Origin of the sequence: Spartinivicinus poritis (assembly GCF_028858535.1) — a bacterium.
GTDB classification, from domain to species: Bacteria; Pseudomonadota; Gammaproteobacteria; order Pseudomonadales; family Zooshikellaceae; genus Spartinivicinus; species Spartinivicinus poritis.
On the sequence record NZ_JAPMOU010000004.1, the window covers coordinates 1 to 17,398 of the forward strand.

At 37.8% G+C, this 17,398-nt stretch carries 15 protein-coding genes; 6 read left to right on the forward strand and 9 right to left on the reverse strand.

All coding sequences use genetic code 11. The features are described from left to right. Positions 1-233 precede the first annotated feature (233 nt). The 3 genes from ORQ98_RS04435 to ORQ98_RS04445 form a co-directional block, all read right to left on the reverse strand. Positions 234-1,277, reverse strand: coding sequence for a DUF1835 domain-containing protein (locus ORQ98_RS04435; RefSeq protein WP_274687577.1), 1,044 nt, complete (start codon positions 1,275-1,277; stop codon positions 234-236). Between the two features lie 102 nt (positions 1,278-1,379). Beyond that, complete coding sequence (locus ORQ98_RS04440; RefSeq protein ID WP_274687578.1) at positions 1,380-2,837, reverse strand: aminoacyl-histidine dipeptidase; 1,458 nt, start codon at positions 2,835-2,837, stop codon at positions 1,380-1,382. Between the two features lie 248 nt (positions 2,838-3,085). Next, on the reverse strand, positions 3,086-3,475 hold the full coding sequence (locus ORQ98_RS04445) for a hypothetical protein (RefSeq protein ID WP_274687579.1): 390 nt from the start codon (positions 3,473-3,475) through the stop codon (positions 3,086-3,088). A gap of 365 nt (positions 3,476-3,840) precedes the next feature. Here ORQ98_RS04445 and ORQ98_RS04450 point away from each other — a divergent pair, with 365 nt between their 5' ends. After that, positions 3,841-4,026, forward strand: a complete 186-nt coding sequence (locus ORQ98_RS04450; RefSeq protein ID WP_180568666.1) for a hypothetical protein — start codon at positions 3,841-3,843, stop codon at positions 4,024-4,026. A gap of 195 nt (positions 4,027-4,221) precedes the next feature. Here ORQ98_RS04450 and ORQ98_RS04455 read toward each other — a convergent pair whose 3' ends face one another. Both ORQ98_RS04455 and ORQ98_RS04460 read right to left on the reverse strand, forming a co-directional pair. Continuing rightward, on the reverse strand, positions 4,222-4,491 hold the full coding sequence (locus tag ORQ98_RS04455; protein ID WP_274687580.1) for a hypothetical protein: 270 nt from the start codon (positions 4,489-4,491) through the stop codon (positions 4,222-4,224). Between the two features lie 84 nt (positions 4,492-4,575). After that, the gene (locus ORQ98_RS04460; RefSeq protein WP_274687581.1) at positions 4,576-5,271 is read right to left on the reverse strand and encodes a PspA/IM30 family protein; all 696 of its coding nucleotides are present in this window, start codon (positions 5,269-5,271) and stop codon (positions 4,576-4,578) included. A gap of 294 nt (positions 5,272-5,565) precedes the next feature. Between ORQ98_RS04460 and ORQ98_RS04465 the strand changes: the two genes are divergently transcribed. Both ORQ98_RS04465 and ORQ98_RS04470 read left to right on the forward strand, forming a co-directional pair. Beyond that, positions 5,566-6,321 (forward strand): type 2 periplasmic-binding domain-containing protein, encoded by a 756-nt coding sequence (locus ORQ98_RS04465; protein WP_274687582.1) that lies wholly within the window; start codon positions 5,566-5,568, stop codon positions 6,319-6,321. Between the two features lie 316 nt (positions 6,322-6,637). Further along, entirely contained in the window at positions 6,638-7,846 is a 1,209-nt protein-coding gene (locus tag ORQ98_RS04470; RefSeq protein WP_274687583.1) for a GGDEF domain-containing protein, read from the forward strand. On the opposite strand, the gene ORQ98_RS04475 is transcribed toward ORQ98_RS04470, so the two are convergent. The 3 genes from ORQ98_RS04475 to ORQ98_RS04485 are packed head-to-tail and all read right to left on the reverse strand — an operon-like array spanning position 7,841 to position 10,585. Then, positions 7,841-8,365, reverse strand: coding sequence for a 2-thiouracil desulfurase family protein (locus ORQ98_RS04475; RefSeq protein WP_274687584.1), 525 nt, complete (start codon positions 8,363-8,365; stop codon positions 7,841-7,843). The two genes, ORQ98_RS04470 and ORQ98_RS04475, sit on opposite strands and share 6 nt — an antisense overlap. A gap of 34 nt (positions 8,366-8,399) precedes the next feature. Continuing rightward, positions 8,400-9,158, reverse strand: a complete 759-nt coding sequence (locus ORQ98_RS04480) for a slipin family protein (RefSeq protein ID WP_274687585.1) — start codon at positions 9,156-9,158, stop codon at positions 8,400-8,402. Continuing rightward, a complete protein-coding gene (locus ORQ98_RS04485) occupies positions 9,158-10,585 on the reverse strand; it encodes an NfeD family protein (RefSeq protein ID WP_274687586.1) in 1,428 nt (475 codons plus the stop codon). Before ORQ98_RS04485 ends, ORQ98_RS04480 begins: the two co-directional genes overlap by 1 nt. Positions 10,586-10,732: 147 nt before the next feature. Between ORQ98_RS04485 and ORQ98_RS04490 the strand changes: the two genes are divergently transcribed. After that, positions 10,733-12,166 carry a hypothetical protein gene (locus ORQ98_RS04490; RefSeq protein WP_274687587.1) on the forward strand — a complete coding sequence of 478 codons (1,434 nt, stop codon included), beginning with the start codon at positions 10,733-10,735 and terminating at the stop codon, positions 12,164-12,166. A 229-nt stretch (positions 12,167-12,395) separates the two neighbouring features. Here ORQ98_RS04490 and ORQ98_RS04495 read toward each other — a convergent pair whose 3' ends face one another. Next, positions 12,396-13,877: a rhomboid family intramembrane serine protease gene (locus tag ORQ98_RS04495; RefSeq protein ID WP_274687588.1), complete on the reverse strand. Its 1,482-nt coding sequence runs from the start codon at positions 13,875-13,877 to the stop codon at positions 12,396-12,398. Between the two features lie 193 nt (positions 13,878-14,070). Between ORQ98_RS04495 and ORQ98_RS04500 the strand changes: the two genes are divergently transcribed. After that, entirely contained in the window at positions 14,071-14,808 is a 738-nt protein-coding gene (locus ORQ98_RS04500) for a protein-L-isoaspartate(D-aspartate) O-methyltransferase (RefSeq protein ID WP_274687589.1), read from the forward strand. A 27-nt stretch (positions 14,809-14,835) separates the two neighbouring features. Then, positions 14,836-17,325, forward strand: a complete 2,490-nt coding sequence (locus tag ORQ98_RS04505) for a spermidine synthase family protein (RefSeq protein ID WP_274687590.1) — start codon at positions 14,836-14,838, stop codon at positions 17,323-17,325. Positions 17,326-17,398: the final 73 nt, after the last annotated feature.

Here is a 17,398-nt window from a genome sequence, read left to right on the forward strand (position 1 = left end):
AATCAGCATTTAATGGAAAAACTTTTTGATAAGTTAGGTCTGAGCAAAAGTAATAAAAAAGTCGCTCAAGTGTATGAGCAGTTAAGCGACTATGGGGCTATTGCTGCATAAAAGTGTCTACAGTATTGTTAAAAGGATAAATATCAAAGCTTTCGATATCATCTCGCTTTAGCTGAATTTCTCTAATGTAAGATCTATCTTCAAAGCTCATACTTTCACTATATAATAATAAACTATGTGAGAATCACGCCATTTTGCCTTTGCCATACTTTATTGTCTAGACTATTTAAGTGCACTCCACAAACCCATTCATCAATACCATTAAGCTCAATTGCATTTCGTTCACCATTTAAAATCTGTTTTCCTATTTCAGTCATTTCAACAGTGGTTTCCCTCATCCCCCCGTCTTGACGATTTAAAGATAATAGCGGTTGATTAAGGTTTTCATTACCCAATTTTTTCATTATTGCAAATTGATACGAGTCGCCAGTTAAATCACATCCATCCATATCATAGCCTAGCGTAAAGCCAATTACTTTTGTTGCTTGAGGGCCCGTTTTTAATGTATTTCGCAGTATAGACTCATCCCAAGTGGATAATCCTGTTTGTTTATCAGGATAACGATAAACTAAATATTTAAGCGCACGTACTAAAAAGGGTAATTCTTTTTTATCTTCTTGAATAAACTCAATATATAAGTCTGGGGTTGGCGAGACCAATGCATGCCAACAATCTGTTAAAATTTTAATTGAGCTATCTGTTAATTGGTATGATGAGTCTGCACTTAAGACTTTTTCATGGTTTAACATTCCTAAACCATGAATTTCATATTTAATACCCTTTACTTTAGAAAATTGATGGATAAATACGCTAGAAAAATCAATTCCCAAGCGTTCAAAAAGAAATGTTAAAAAGCAGAGCATTATTTGATCGCTAAGTGCCGTACCAACCCAGACATCAATTCTATCCGATGACTTTAATTCTTCATAACCAACATATAAGTCCCGATCAAACTCATACATTTCAAATGGCTCTATGCCACATAACTTATGCACATCATTCCAATAAGCCTGTCTATAAGATATCCAGTCGTCGATTGAGATGATGGCCTTTAATGGGCCACAGGAAAGCACATCATTAACTACTAAGAACTCAGACTTTGAAATTCCCAATGCCTGTTTCAATACCCCTGCAGCAGAGGTACCATTGGTTATGTGCATATTTAAACCCTCTATAGCTGTTTGAGTTAAGTCTTGCCCTTGGTTTTGACAACGCATAGCTTACAGTTAAACCTGCAGAATAACGTTAAGATATACCAAGCCAACTTTTGCAGCACAAGAACGGTAAGAGATTTTTCTCACCGCTTTTGTGTTTGACTATTATTTTGTGGGTATATGCTTCAATGTATCAACCAAATAATCCCAAAACTTACTCACCGACTGAATATGCACTTTTTCATCAGGCGAATGAGCATTTCGAATGGTTGGCCCAAAAGAAATCATATCCCAGTGAGGATAAGGGTTTCCTAGCAAACCACACTCAAGCCCTGCATGAATAACTTTAACTTTCGGAACCACTCCAGATAACGCTTTATACCGCTCCTTCATTAAAGTTAATATTTTTGAGTTTGGATTTGGCTTCCAGCCAGGGTATTCACCTGATATCGATACTTTAGCACCCGCCACTTTAAAATTTGCAGCAACACTGTTAGCCAGATCATCACGAGCGGAATTAACCAAGCTTCTCACTAAAGATAATACCAGCACATCATTATCATCAGATTTTACAATTGCAAGATTATTAGAAGTTTCAACAACACCTTTAAATTCATCACTCATCCTTGAAGGACTAGAAATGCAAGCAGCAACAGAGTAAACCAGCTTTTTTATACTTTCAGTCGTATATACTCTCTCAGGTAAGCCCACCTTGACTGCGTCAATAGATAAGCTAGTTTCAACTGAACTGTATTCGTTTTTTATTGTTTGATAAAAATTATTTAACGCCTTTTTAAATTCAATTTCTTTATGCTGACTGACAACCAGCGTCGTGAATGATTCTCTAGGTATAGCATTGCGTAGCGTCCCACCATTCAATGAGGCAACCTTCACATCTAGAATATCTATACTCTCAAGTAAAAAACGATTGATGATTTTATTTGCATTACCTCGACCTTGATCAATATCTAATCCAGAGTGCCCTCCTCGCAACCCCGTCACTTTAACCTCAAATGCAATATCATCACTACACGTATGCTGCCAATCCATCGCTAGCTTAGCACTGACATCAACACCACCCGCACAGCCAACATAAAGCTCACCTTCATCTTCCGTATCCATATTCAGCAGGATGTCACCCTCAAAATAACCAGCCTCTAAACCAGCAGCCCCTGTCATCCCCGCCTCTTCATCTATAGTTAACAGCACTTCCAATGGGCCATGCTCAATATCTTTGGCAGTTATAACAGCTAATGCAGCAGCAACCCCTACTCCATTATCAGCTCCCAAGGTTGTGCCCTTAGCAGTCACCCACTCGCCGTCAATAAAGGTAGTAATCGGGTCAGTTAGGAAGTTATGTTCCGAGTCAGCGTTTTTCTGTGGCACCATATCCACATGCCCTTGCATAACCACACCACGCCGATTTTCCATACCCGGTGTTGCAGGTTTTCGGATAATGAGATTACCTACTTTATCTCTTTCATAAGACAGGTTATGTTCCCGACACAAAGACTCTATGTAATATACGACAGCTTCTTCATACTTTGAAGGTCGTGGAATTTGAGTAATTTGATGAAAAATACTCCAAAGAGGTGTAGGAGTTAAACTGGCAATTGATGTCAAAACTTCCTCCAAATTAGTACACTTTTAGATATCATTTATTGATCTTTTTATGTCATACGCATATCATTTAGAGAATACCACCACCAGTATAATTATTAAAGCTCACTAGTTTCGACTATTGTTAATTATTTATTCAAATGCTCTTGATCAAACACATATAAGTACAACATTAAAAAATCGCAAATAATATTGTGGCTGAAAATAACTAAGCCAATAATGATCAAATTCTATATTTTCTGAAATTCTCTTCATACTGTTATTTTTTTATAGTAAGCTTCACCTTTACCAGGAATATTAATGATAATAAACCCTGTTTTCTCTAAGTGAGCACGAAGCTTTAAGTTTGGTTTAGCGCAATCAATCGCGTGAACAATACAACTAATTGCATCTAACTGTTTTAACTTTGCTATATATTTAGCCACTTTTGCAATTGCAGGTAATACTCCTTCTCCACCACCATCAATTTGAGCGAGTTCTACAATCAGTTCATTATTTTTTTGAGTAAACTGACCTAACACTTCAGCCGTTCCAACAGTAAAAACAATAGGCTTATCAACTAAAACAAGGCTATCAAAGTATGCTTCAGGCCAGTTTAACACTTCCTTTAAAGGTGAGCCTTCAATTACAATCTTTATCACTGTCAAAGCCAATAGGAAAAAAGGAATTTAAACATTAGCTGCTTTCAAGTTCACTGAGCTACCAAGAGTACCTTTTGGTACCCAACATTTCTTCAACGCTTCACGCTAGTATAAGCCCCCCTCTTTCCTAGATAGGAAACATCTGAGCCTATGGATAACTCAATATGGGCTTCTGAATATAGTGACTGATACTTAGTAAATATTAACCTCCAAATATCAGCAGCACTTAATATAAATACTCTATAAGTTTTAGAGTTCGACTATACTTAACAGAATACAGGATCAGGTTAAACCTATTAAAGTATTGAAGAGCAAACCTCCTCTCTTTTGTGTATAATACTTACTCAACCAAAGCAGGAGCTCCCATGGCACGTAAGAAGCAAGAAGAACTATCAAGTGAAACCCGCCAGAAAAACATTGATGATCAAGTAGCAGCTTTTCTTAAAGCAGGCGGAGAAATCCAAGAAATACCTAAAGGTCAAAGTGGGTATGAGTCTAGCGGAGGCCGCAAAAGCATAGTGCTTGGCAGCCCATCTGAGAAGAAAAAGTAGGTAAGCTCTAGCCATACTAACTCTTGAAAGCGAGCGACCTGCTTACTCTTCCTAGCTTACAGGTCGTTATGCAACCCCCAAGTTATCTAGCCTCCCATCCAAAACCCCTTCAGGCAGCTGATAACCACCGTATTCTGTATGTATTACCCTACAAGACCTTAGATGAATCGCCTTACCAGATAAGCGCTTGGTAAATTAGTCCACTAACTTACCAAGCGCTCGGATAGGCAGCATAATGAACTCAGCTGAAAGCTCAATGGTTACCTCAAACACATCAAGCCACCATTGCCAGGCACTGTTATTATCATGATGACGCCTCTTGGGCCAAACATACCGAGCAACAATAAAGCCTGAAAGTGCTACCACTAAAGTTAGCCAGCTAAAACCACCTATAAAGAGATGCATGAGCAAAAAGAAGGATATTATAAATAAGGCTGTAGAAAAGAATATTCTGAATGGATACATAAACTTTATCTCCTTATTTAGAGCTGCCCTTTAGTTAAAAAAAAGCCCCTTACTCAAGGGGCAAAGTTGCTGATGGGCATGAAATTATTTAGCTGTATTTTTTGCTTTTAAGCGAGCCAGCACATCATTAGCACTTGATGCATTAGCTTTAATACCTGCAGCTTTCATTTTGCTTTCTAAATCATTTTCAGCACATTCTGTTGATAACTCATGTGCAGCTTCCATTTGAGCAGCACGCTCAGCTTGCTTTTGCTTAATTCGCTCTAAAGAGTCAGCAGCCGTCGTCATTCTAGAGTTTGCACCACTGTAGCGTGCAGCCACTGCTGCTTGGGCTTTCTGTACACTATCAGTTGCTTTAACTGTATCAACCTGCTGTCTTAAGCGCTTCAAGTTGCTTTCTGCATGTTTGACTGCACTGCGAAGACTTTCAACACTCTTGGTATATCCAGCTTTCACTTCCTCTTCAGAAGTCAATTGAGCCTCAAGCTCAGCAATTTTTTCCGCAATACTGATAGCAAGTGCTTCGTCACCTTTATCTAAGGCCTGTCCAGCATATTGCTCATATTCGTTAATTTTGGCAGTCAGCTGACTACATTTATCAGTGACTAGTTTTTGCTTGGCCATAATGTTGGCTAATGCTGTTTTAGAGCGGTTTAGCTCTTCACTCGCATCACGAATTTCCTGATCAAGGATACGAAGCGCCTGGCTATCAACAATTGCTTCTCCAGCTTCAGTTGCTGCACCACGAATAGCTGTCATTAATTTATTTAAAATGCCCATGCGCTGTTCCTCTTAAAGTTCACGTTGTATTTAAGTTGGGGATAGGATAACTCCTTAACCGCCATTACATGTAACAATGAATCGCATGTTACATGTCAGAACAAAGTTTGTCCATAATTTTTTACATGTAATAAGTGAAAGTTTCGCTACTAAATTTCGCTACCCATATAATCTATTGATTTTTATACATATTAATCACACACAAACAGAGCAATAGCACTCCTCCAATTGCTATTCCCACGGTCACCCACTATAAGATAGATATGTCTGATTACTTACTTGCTTATTAAAACAATGTTGAAACGTTTACTTGCAGCTATATTCTTGACGCTGTTTAGCTACACAAGCATCGCAGGAGAAGAAATTCCTATTTGGAGCTATTACGAATCGCCACCCTTTGGTGTTAATGAAGACAAAAGTGACATCACCAGCTTTCTGGCAACCTACTTGACCAGCCATAGCGGCGGCAAATGGTCATTTATATCCAAATTTCTACCTCGCCCTCGCTTAAACAAGTATCTAGAGGAACAACAAAAAGGGATTGCAATATGGGCTAACCCAATTTGGTTTGGCGATAAAAGCGAAACACGCTATGACTGGACCAATAGTGTTGTATTAGGTAGAAATGAAATCGTCTCCTTAAAAGAAAGCCCTGTACCTTACCAAGAGCCAAGCTCACTCACTGGCAAAAAGTTTGGAGGCGTTAGAGGTCACCGTTATGTGGGAATTGATGATTTAGTAAGCAACGGCAAGATTAATCGTAAAGACAGTGCATCATTTGAAAAGAATTTTTTAAAACTATTAAGCAAACGTGTTGATGTCATTCTTATTCCCAGAGGAGAACTTTTTCACTTAATGAAAAAAAATAATGCAGAGGATAAAATCTATATTGCCAGCCAGCCTCATCAAGTATACAAACGAAAAATGCTAGTCACCAAAAATCTTCCTGGCGTCCGCGATTTTATTAATAATCAGTTAAACACACTAAAGAACAACAATGACTGGATTACACTATTAAAAAATGCAGGTATTTATAAAGAAAGCCAGTAAGCTAGCAACTCTTTATTTATGACCTTTGTTTATTGCTATATTCACTTTACACCCTTCTAAGTTGCCTGACAGTATCAAAACAACCGTCTTGCTCAACAACTTTTTCAATAGAATAAATAGGAATAAGTAGCGCTTAATTATAGTAAAACAGGTTCCTAACTCACTCAGCACTAACAATGCGCTCAGCTAAGGACATATATAACTCAATGGTAAAGGGCACCTTTAAAGTCAATAGAAAGAAAAGGAACTAGCTATACTATACAGATAGCTTACACTTCACCACATTTCTTTTGATGGTTTAGCACAAACGCTACATATGAAAGACCACCATTCACTTTTATCTTTTCCTGTTAATCTCAACTATGCCGATGAGCTAAATAACGACTTTCGCAAACTTAAATTCAGCCCTGATATAGAAACAGTGTTTCGCAGTTACTATGACGAAGAAACCCTGCGTATGCGTCAACTTGCCATTTTAGTAGGCTGTTTTCTATGGCCTCTTTTCACTATTATGGATATTTTTATCGCTCCACCACAATACTTATCTATCTTTCTATTTATTCGACTAGCGATAGTGATGCCTATATTGCTGGTTATGTTAAAAGTGGTTTATTCCATTCGCTGGCAAAGTTATACACGATATTACGCGGTGCTAGTCGGTGCATTTGTAAATGCTGGGGTTGTTATCATTGTGAATCTGGGCCATTACTATAATCCCGACTACCCCTATGAAGGTATTATTTTAATTTGGCTATTTTGCTTCTTTCTCTCTGGCATGGTGGTAAGAGAAGCTATTTTGGTTACATTTCTACCTTTTATCTGTTATATCGGCATTGAGTTATTTATCATAGGCAATATTGCCCTAGCCATGACCAGTGGTCTTATTTTATTTGGTACATACATCATTTGTGCCATTGGATCTTACTTAGTAGAGTTTCGCACACGAGAAAGTTTTTTAACCAAAGGCATGTTAACCCAATTAGCCGATACTGATAGCTTAACTGGTATTTTCAATCGTCGGTATTTCAATAATCAGTGCTTAAGACTTTGGAAACAAGCATGCCGTGAAAACAAGTGCCTTGGTATCCTTTTATTAGATATTGATCATTTTAAGCAATACAACGATAACTATGGACATAGCGAAGGTGATGAGACACTAAAACAAGTCGCCAGCTTTTTACAAAAACTAGCCAAACGTCCAATGGATGTGGTGGCCCGTTACGGCGGAGAAGAGTTCGCTGTAATATTATATGACATTAATATGGAAGGAATGGAAAGATATTGCCAGAAATTGGTAAAAGGTGTACACGACTTAAAGATTCCTCATGGTTTCTCTCCAAGCGGTGATTTTATTACTATTAGCTGTGGTGCCCGCTTAATGGCAGCCAACAGCACCACTGCACTGAACCAAGCCATCAAAGATGCAGACCATAGTCTTTATGAAGCAAAAGCTCAAGGACGTAACCAATACAACATTTATGGTCTAGATTTACTCCCCCGAGAAACTGTAATGAAAATTTTATAAACCTAGCCAATACTCATAAGCCTGCTCCAACTGTAGTTCACTAAACACTTTGACTCCATACTTCACTAGCAAAGCAGTTGTTACACCCTCACCAGCTCTTAGCTGTCCAGAAAAACTACCGTCGTATATTGCCTCACTACCACAAGAAGGACTTTTTGCCTTAAGGATTGCAAGTTTTATTTGGTGTTGATGTACCAGCGCCAAACATTGTTCAGCGCCTGTTTTAAAGGACTGGGTAACTATGACGTCTTGCGTGACAGCATCATTAGCATTAGTGCCAACTGAAGGCTTTGTGATAACCTCAGCTTCTCCTTCCCACACTTTTTTACCTGTACCACCCCAAATTTCTGCTGCAGGACGAGGTATTGGTAAACCACCCGCAACTTCTGGGCAAAATGCAACAATTAGATTTTGTCGCTGCCATTCCTTAACAACAGGGTGCCTGATAAGACAGTGGCTTCCATTGTAACGTACTTTTTCACCTAACAAACAACTACTTATTAATACTTTCTGGGTCATCAAACTACTTCATCTCAAACTCGTTTTTCTTAACCTACTCTTTCTCAATTGGCTTTTTTTCAAACAAAGGTTTTATTAAGTCAACTGGCAAGGGAAATATGATAGTTGAATTCTTATCAACAGCAACCTCTGTCAGGGTTTGCATATAACGCAATTGTAGTGCTTGTTGTTGCTGAGAAAGCACTTTGGCTGCTTGTAATAATTTTTCTGATGCTTCTAATTCACCAGTTGCATGTATCACCTTGGCTCGCCGCTCACGCTCAGCCTCTGCCTGTTTTGCTATTGCCCGTATCATACTCTCATCCAAGTCCACATGTTTTATTTCAACGTTGCTGACTTTTATCCCCCAAGTATCCGTTTGCTCATCAAGAATTGTTTGGATAGCCTCATTTAAATGATCCCTTGCGGTAAGCATTTCATCCAACTCATGTTGGCCTAGAATAGATCGTAGTGTCGTTTGTGAAAGCTGACTGGTTGCTTCTAAAAAATTTTCCACATTAATAATGGCTTGTTTCGCATCAACGACCCTAAAATAAATAACTGCATTTACTTTCACAGATACATTATCACGAGAGATCACATCTTGAGTGGGAACATCAAGCACTCGTGTTCGCAAGTCTACCCTGACCATCTGCTGGATTATAGGAATAACAATTATCAATCCTGGTCCTTTCACCCTATAAAACTTACCTAGCAAAAACACTACAGCTCGTTCATATTCTCTCATCATATGAAAAGTATTGGCCAAAATCACTACAGCCAATAAGACAATCGAGGCCCAAAAATAATACATTAGTTGTCTCCCCGTTCAACTGTTAATATTAAGCCATTAACAGCTTTAACTGTAATCTTTTCCCCTTGTTTTAAGGGGGTGTCTGTTACAGCCTTCCACAACTCTCCATCGACTTTAACCATTCCCTGATCATTGAAATTGTTAATTACAATGCCACTCCGCCCTACAATAGTCGTAATACCAGATACAACAGGCTGTCGACGGCTCATAATCAATAACCTCAGCGTTACCATAAAAAGCAATATAGAAACTAAGGTAAAGGCAGCAATCACAGGTAAACCCACTTGATAGGGAACTTCTGGAGAATCAACCAACATAATCGACCCTAAAACAAAGGCTATAACCCCTCCAATCCCTAAAATACCAAAACTGGGTGAGAATGCTTCTGCCAGCATTAACAAAGCACCTAAAATAATCAGCCCGAAGCCAGTCCAATTAAATGGCAGCATTTGAAATGCATAGGCAGCTAATAATAAACAAATAGCACCAGTAATACCCGCTACCCCTATGCCAGGGTTATAAAACTCCAAAATCAGCCCATATAAGCCAATTAGCATTAAAATATAGGCAATATTCGGGTCAGTAATCACTTGTAAAAAACGATTACGCCAATCAGGTTTAACATAGTGAAGCGGCTTACCAGCTACCTCAAGCAATACTTTCGACTCATTCACTGCAACCTTTTTCAAATGTAACTGCTTAATTAAATCAGCTACATCATTAGCTATTAAGTCAATTACATTTTTTTTCAATGCCTCTTTAGCTGTTAAGCTTGCTGCATTCCTTACCGCTTGCTCTGCCCACTCACTATTACGGTTACGTTCTTTGGCTAACCCTTTTATATAAGCGACAGCATCATTAATCTGCTTTCTTTGCATAGTCGTTTGCGCATCAGCAGGCTGCTGTTTGTTACCTTCTTTGTCAGTAGCTTTATTCTGTTCCTCTTTTTCCGTTTGCTTAGGAACCTGTGGCGCACCTATCTGAACGGGTGTTGCAGCCCCTAAACTAGTAGCAGGCGCCATTACTGCAATATGACTGGCATAGAGAATAAAAGTACCTGCGCTAGCAGCTCTGGCTCCTTTAGGGTAAACAAAAGTAGCAACAGGTACTTTACTAGCTAAAATAGCTTGAACAATATCTCGCATAGCCATATCTAGGCCACCAGGCGTATCAAGCAATAACACAACTAATGAAGCATTTGCCACAGCTGCATCCTCTACACCTCTGATTATATAATCAGCCGAAGCAGGACCAATTGCGCCTTTTACTTCCAATACCCACACAGCCTGCTGTATAGGTGTAACATCCCCTTCAGTGGTTTCAGTTGCCTCCAGACTGGTTACTGCTACTATTTGGGTGAGAAAAAACAGCAATAGAAGTGCAAACAGCCTTTTTACATAGCACAAGACTTTTACATGAGTACGCATAATCCTGGCACAGCTATTCATTTTGGTTTTACACTAACTTAAAATGCCTCTTCCATCCTTGGCAAACAATTATTAGATATGCCCTTTAATAACTATAGTCAATATAGTTAAATTGCCTCGGAATGAGCATGACCCTGAAGGGAAGTTATGAGTAAAAAAAACTATTGTAAATACCATCAACGCGAACCTGCTACCTGGCGATGCCGAAAATGCCAAAAGTTCTATGGCGATTGCTGTATCATCAAACCACCTCAGGGCCTGGCTGCCCCCAAGTGTTCAATGTGTACTGAGCCACTGAGTTATCTAGGCTCTGCCAATAAAATCGCTCCATTTTGGACACAAATCAATCGCTTCTTTCTGTATCCTTTCAATCAGGATTCAGTAATGTTTCTAATCATTTCGTCGATTGCCTTTGCAGCATTAGAATTAATCGGGCTCTTAGGTATCTTTAGTTGGCTAATACTGGTAAGCATTATCTATAAATACTCTTATTCAATTATCGAATTAACCAGCCATGGAGATATGACTCCCCCCAGCATAACCACTTTATTTTCCGGCACTGGTTTTAGTTTATTTTTCAGGCAGTTAGTTGTATTTATTCTAGCTGGTGTTTTTCTCTATTATTTAGCTAAAGTAAGTATTTTGTTGTTTTTTGTTGGATTGATTCTGGCAATCTTTGCATTCCCAGCCAGTGTCATGACACTGGCATGGGAGCATTCAGTAAGAGCCGCTATCAATCCTGCTCGACTATGGTTTATTATCTCTGGTATTGGCTGGCCTTACTGTATTCTTTGCGTCTTTTTAGTTATTTTATCTATCAGCAACACGATAGTAGATGCCTTTTTGGCTACCAAAGTCCACCCATTGCTATTCCAAAGTGTCAATACATTTGTTAATGGCTACTTCATTTTGGTCATGTTCAGCATGATGGGGTATACACTCTTTCAAAGCCAGGAAAAACTTGGTTATACAGCTGATATGGAAGATGATGCTTTAATATCAGATGAGGAATATTATATAAAACAAACGCTTGCTGATTCTGAAATCTATCTTAAAGAAGGTAAGCTGGATCAAGCTTTAAGTATTGTAAGAAGTAAAATAGACCAATTTCCAAATGATCTGGATATTCACAAACGCTTCCATGAGCTATTAACTGAAACCAACGATGAAAAACGCTTGGTATATCACGGCATTGCTTATCTCAAACTATTGCTTCAAGCTAATAATAGCTACCAAGCTTCTCAGGTTTATTTAAACTGCCAAAAAGGTGCGCCAGGCTTTCCAATAAAAGAAGCAATTGAAGAGACAAAAATGCGTCACCAAATTGCAGAGGCGCTTATTAGTTCAGGCAAACCAAAGGAAGGGTTAATACTAATGAAAAACCTTCACCAGACTGATCCTCACTACCCCGGGTTGGCAAAGGCATATTTATTGGCAGGTAAAACATATTCCGACAGACTACACATGGACAAACAAGCATTGCAATTATTAAATTTTGTTGCTAAGAAGTTTCCAAATTCAATCGAAGCTAAGCAAGCAACAGAGTTTATTAAAGTCATCAATAACTTACAAGCTTCATAAAACCTTTCTCCTTTTCAAAAAAAGTTGTCGGAAAAGCTGTTCCCCCCTTTGATAAAGGGGGGATTTAGAATGGCGGTAGTTTTTGAGCTATCTCTGCTCTATTTTCTTGTAAAAATCCCCCTCAACCCCCGTTTATCAAAGGGGGAAGTTGGATTGCACTAAAACTCTAACCCAGCTATTGCGACACTCCACCATTTTCGACACCAACTAAAGGTAAGGTGTGGTAAAACTATTTTTTAACTAATGTCATTCTTGCTAACTTTGCCTCTTCAGTCTGAGGAAAGTGCGTAGTCAAGACACTAAAATATTTTTTCTGGCCGTTTTTATCGCCCTGTTTTCCATAGTTAACTCCCAATAAGTAAATAACTTTTTGCATCCCCTCAGGAAATTGATTAGTTTGCATTAAGTTTCTTACAAGTATTTCTGCACCAGGAAAGTAGTTATTATTGATAAATTTATTAGATAGCATCAGGCTCAATTTAGGTACTCTCAAAATTCCTTCAAACTTGGTTTTATTATAATAATCATCAAAAATATCCGTAATTAACTTTATCGACTCAGCAGAGGCTGGTAGTTTAAATATAGAAAGTACTAGCTGATTGTACTCACTTTTAGGATCATCATATACAGGTCTGTTTTTTAGCAAATTATAGTACTGGCGATAAATATCAAGTTGGTCTGGGTATTCTCCGATAATTTTTTTACAAAGTGTACGGGCCTGATCAAGTTTCATATCAGAAATCAACTGCTCCAACCTACCTATTTTTTGATGATAATCAGCTAATGGGTCAACTTTATCAATATAGTCTGTATCTACCTTGATCAACCGCTGTTTAGTAGCCAATACGATAAAAAATCCACTTAGCAATCCTCCCAAATGTGCCCAATAATTGACATGATCATTCGCAGCTAGGGCACCATAAAGCTCCTTGCCTACCCAAAATGGGAATACCCAAAAAGCAGGGACTTTTATATAGTTAAAATAAAATAACACCCAATAAAAAAACTGGATCTTCCGTGCACCATATAGCGCTACATACATCCCCATTAAGCCAGCAATTGCGCCCGAAGCACCTACACCAGGCCGATATTCTCCCCACTCCAAAACGACATAAAGCACGTTAGCAAACACACCTGTCAACATATATAGACTTAAGTATGCTAATCGACCAAAAGCAATCTCTAGAGAGTATCCTAAGATAAACAGAAAAATCATATTCCCTAGCAGGTGATCGATACTACCATGCATAAAAATAGATCCTAGCATACCTTCTATGGTGACATTACCAGGTATAATGCCAAACTTGATAAAGCTAGCCTCATTTCTTAATGCTTCGAATTCCTGACGATATTTAATCCAAACCTTAACTTCTTTAGTTCTTAGTTTGTTATCAAGCTTTGCTTTTAAAAAATAATCAAAACCTAAGTCATTGATTATCTCTAAACGAAGCCTTTTATCATCTTCACGATCAACCAGTCTATTGGCTTGCTTGTATCGCTCTATATCTTTTTTTTTCAGATACTGCAGATAAATATCTCGTTCATTGGTATATAACGCATGCTTTTCATAATACTGCATGGCTTGATAGTACTTCTTATCATCACCTATTTGATAACCAAAATAAATAACACAATTAATCAGAATGACTAGTAATGTAGCAACCGGGGGATTTTTCCAGTTAATTTGATGCTCTACTGGTATGATTAACATTCACCTTAACCTAACATGATAAAACTCAGCCTAAACCCGTTCGGGCATCCATAAAAGCTAGCAAGCGCATCCTTTTTGCAACAGTATTCATTGCTAAGGAGATAAGCTTCTACTATCTATATTAAAACACTAGCAAACGGTTTATACAGTTTGTAACTATAAAATCAACGTCTAAATCTAAATATGCATAATTATGAAGCAATGGTTAAACGATCTTATCTATATCATTATTGGTCTAACAATTAGCCAGCTGAGCATTTGTTACGGGTATGAGTGGGAAACTATGCGTCAAGAAATGGTTCAAGAAATAGTCGAAGAAGTGAAAGAAACTAGCTATTTTATAGGCAAGTCAAGTTTATATGATACTGTAATGAAAGCTATTGCAACCGTGCCACGACATAAGTTTGTACCAGTATCAGAGCAACCTTGGTCTTATGATAACCGTCCGTTACCGATTGGTTATGGCCAAACTATTTCTCAACCCTACATTGTTGCTTTAATGACCGACCTCCTAGAACCAGATAAAGATGATGTTATGCTTGAAGTGGGTACTGGCTCTGGCTATCAGGCAGCAGTATTAGCCTCTCTTGTCAAACAAGTGTATACTATTGAAATCATTGAAGAACTTGCAACAATCTCTTCTGAACGACTAGCTAAACTAGGCTATGAAAACATCGCCACTAAATTTGCTGATGGCTATTATGGCTGGCCAGAATATGCACCTTTCGATGGCATTATTGTCACTGCCGCTGCTGGACAAATCCCACCACCACTGGTCAAACAATTAAAAGTAGGTGGCAAAATGATTATCCCCGTTGGGGATCAGTTCTTTACCCAACACCTCATTCTAATAGAAAAAATTACAGATAAACAGATAACTACCCGTCAAGTGTTGCCAGTTAGGTTTGTACCATTAACAGGAAAGCACTAGCCTAATCATATCAAGCTGGCGTCTATTATGATAAGCAGTGAGTCAATCAACTTCAATGCTCACCCATTAAAAGCACCTTATTGTAGTATTTTTATTGTTTCTGTAGCATTGCTTAGTTATGAGATTCTCCTTATGCGGCTCTTTGCAATTATTCAGTGGAGCCATTTTGCCTATATGTTTATTAGCCTAGCCATTTTAGGGATAGCAGTAAGCGGTACTTTTATCAGTATTTATCAAAAGTGGTGTGAAAAATATTTCACATGGTTATTTTTGATTAGCTATTTACTATTTGGTATCAGTTCTTTTAGTTGTTTCTATTTAGTACAAATCATTCCTTTTCAACAACAAACATTATTGTGGAGTTACCAGTCCTGGTTACAATTCTCCCTTATTTTTATTCTATTGTTAATTCCTTTTTTCTTTGCAGCAAACTGTATAGTAATGAGTTTAAAATACTTTAAACACAGCATACCTGCAGTATACGGAGTAAATTTAGTAGGCTCAGGTATTGGAGCAGGACTTATTATTATTTTATTAGAGTTTCTATACCCACATACTATTTTGCTATTAATTAGTAGTTTTGCTGTTGCTACATTGGCTATTGCTTGGTATGAATTAACAAAAAAGTCTAATCAACACTTGCTTATGTGCATTGTGATTAGCGTCATTATATGTATTATTTTTTCTCTATTCCAACAACCATTAAGTATTAACCATTTTAAGCCCCTTCCGCAAACTCTTCAGCTTCCACAGGCAAGTGTTATTCTCCAGTCATCTAATCCACAGAGCCTGATTCATATTGTCAAAAGTCCTGTCATTCCCTACCGGGCTGCAGCAGGTTTAAGCCTTCAATCATCAGCTACTATTCCCACTCAATTAGGGCTGTTTATTGATGCCAACCATTTTTCAGCTATTAACTATTATACTGAAAATAAACCGGATACCTTAGCATTTCTGGCAGATACCTCATCGGCATTAGCTTATCAGGTTGTCAAAAGTCCTCAACAGTTAATCTTGGGTTTAGCCGGCGGCGGTACTTTATTACAAGCTTTTTATCACCAGGCTAACCATATTGATATCGTTGAACCTAACCCACTAATCATTAATATTTTTACTAACAAACTAGCAAACTACACTGGCTGGCATCATCTCAGCAAACAAGCTCAGATATATAACCAAAGTTTTCGCAGTTTTTTTTTAGCATTTCCAGATAAAAAATATGACATTATTCAGCTTGACTTTCTGGATGGTGGATACATAGGTAGTAACATTTATTCTCTAGCTGAAAACTATAATTACACTGTTGAAGCAATCGAACAATACTGGCAGGGGCTCACTCCTCAGGGAGTCATTCAATTTACTCAATGGCTTGACCTACCTGCTCGAAGCAGCCTTAAGCTGGTTAATACCATTCAGTCAATGCTCAATCAACAAGGCATTGAGTCACCCGAAAATCATTTAGTACTCATTAGAAGCTGGAAAACATTAACTATTTTACTAAGTAAAAAATCTTTAAGTACTGATGCACTCTCAAATATTATTAGATTTTGTCACACAAAAGGATTTGACACAATTTATTTCCCTGGTATCACCACCACCCAAACGAATAAAATCAATATTATTCCTCCACCTACCTTTCATCAGCTTATTCATGAAATGCTTATCAACAATAAGGACTTCAGATCAGCTTATAAATTTAATATTTCTGCTACATCAGACAACAAGCCTTTTTTTAATCATTTTTTCAAATGGGGATCTATCAATGAGTTTCTATCTCTTGCGAGAAAAGGCGGTATGTCACTTATTGAAACTAGCTATTTATTACAACTACTCATTTTATTTATTTGCATAACATGTAGCTTTCTCCTTATTATCATCCCTCTTTTATTTCGTAGCAGGCACGTTTCCATCATTACTTTACTAAAAAATAATCCGCTGACTTTCACTGATTACTTTTTATTAATTGGATTCAGCTTTTTCTTTTTAGAAATTGCTTTTATTCAATATTTTATTCTCTGGTTCGACAATATATTAATTGCTGTCACTGTAACGACTTGCAGCTTTTTGATATGTTCCGGTATCGGAAGTCTACTAGCAAATCAACTAATCAATAAAAAGTTCAGCTATAGTGTGCTCATTAACACTACAATTGCTTGCATTTTATTATCACTTATTTCACTACAGATCATTCTTCCTTTACTGTTAGAGTGGCTAAGACACAGTACATTATTAACTAAAGCTATCTTTGCAACAATAGCCATATCACCTCTGGCATTAGCCATGGGTTTTCCATTTGCAACTGCACTAGCATCATTACAAAAGCATTCTGATCAACTAATCCCTTGGGCATGGAGTATTAACAATAGTGCATCTGTGATCAGTATTTTACTTGCTCCAATTATCGCCATAGAACTGGGGTTTAACAGCCTGTTATTAATTGCTGCTTGTTGTTATCTTGCAGCTGCTTATTCTTTTCAGAAGTTTACTGCTCGAGTTAACTATACAAAATCAGACTGATGAAGACTACACTGTCAAGTAACGCTGTATCTATAGAATGTGTAGTTATCTATGCCTAATCTGAATATTATAG

Bases quoted from the DNA above. Each gene is read 5' to 3' on its own strand.
- ORQ98_RS04435 (WP_274687577.1), bottom strand. From the start codon at position 1,277: ATGCGTTGTCAAAACCAAGGGCAAGACTTAACTCAAACAGCTATAGAG.
- ORQ98_RS04450 (WP_180568666.1), top strand. From the start codon at position 3,841: ATGGCACGTAAGAAGCAAGAAGAACTATCAAGTGAAACCCGCCAGAAA.
- ORQ98_RS04455 (WP_274687580.1), bottom strand. From the start codon at position 4,491: ATGTATCCATTCAGAATATTCTTTTCTACAGCCTTATTTATAATATCC.
- ORQ98_RS04460 (WP_274687581.1), bottom strand. From the start codon at position 5,271: ATGGGCATTTTAAATAAATTAATGACAGCTATTCGTGGTGCAGCAACT.
- ORQ98_RS04465 (WP_274687582.1), top strand. From the start codon at position 5,566: ATGTTGAAACGTTTACTTGCAGCTATATTCTTGACGCTGTTTAGCTAC.
- ORQ98_RS04470 (WP_274687583.1), top strand. From the start codon at position 6,638: ATGAAAGACCACCATTCACTTTTATCTTTTCCTGTTAATCTCAACTAT.
- ORQ98_RS04475 (WP_274687584.1), bottom strand. From the start codon at position 8,365: ATGACCCAGAAAGTATTAATAAGTAGTTGTTTGTTAGGTGAAAAAGTA.
- ORQ98_RS04480 (WP_274687585.1), bottom strand. From the start codon at position 9,158: ATGTATTATTTTTGGGCCTCGATTGTCTTATTGGCTGTAGTGATTTTG.
- ORQ98_RS04485 (WP_274687586.1), bottom strand. From the start codon at position 10,585: ATGCGTACTCATGTAAAAGTCTTGTGCTATGTAAAAAGGCTGTTTGCA.
- ORQ98_RS04490 (WP_274687587.1), top strand. From the start codon at position 10,733: ATGAGTAAAAAAAACTATTGTAAATACCATCAACGCGAACCTGCTACC.
- ORQ98_RS04495 (WP_274687588.1), bottom strand. From the start codon at position 13,877: ATGTTAATCATACCAGTAGAGCATCAAATTAACTGGAAAAATCCCCCG.
- ORQ98_RS04500 (WP_274687589.1), top strand. From the start codon at position 14,071: ATGAAGCAATGGTTAAACGATCTTATCTATATCATTATTGGTCTAACA.
- ORQ98_RS04505 (WP_274687590.1), top strand. From the start codon at position 14,836: ATGATAAGCAGTGAGTCAATCAACTTCAATGCTCACCCATTAAAAGCA.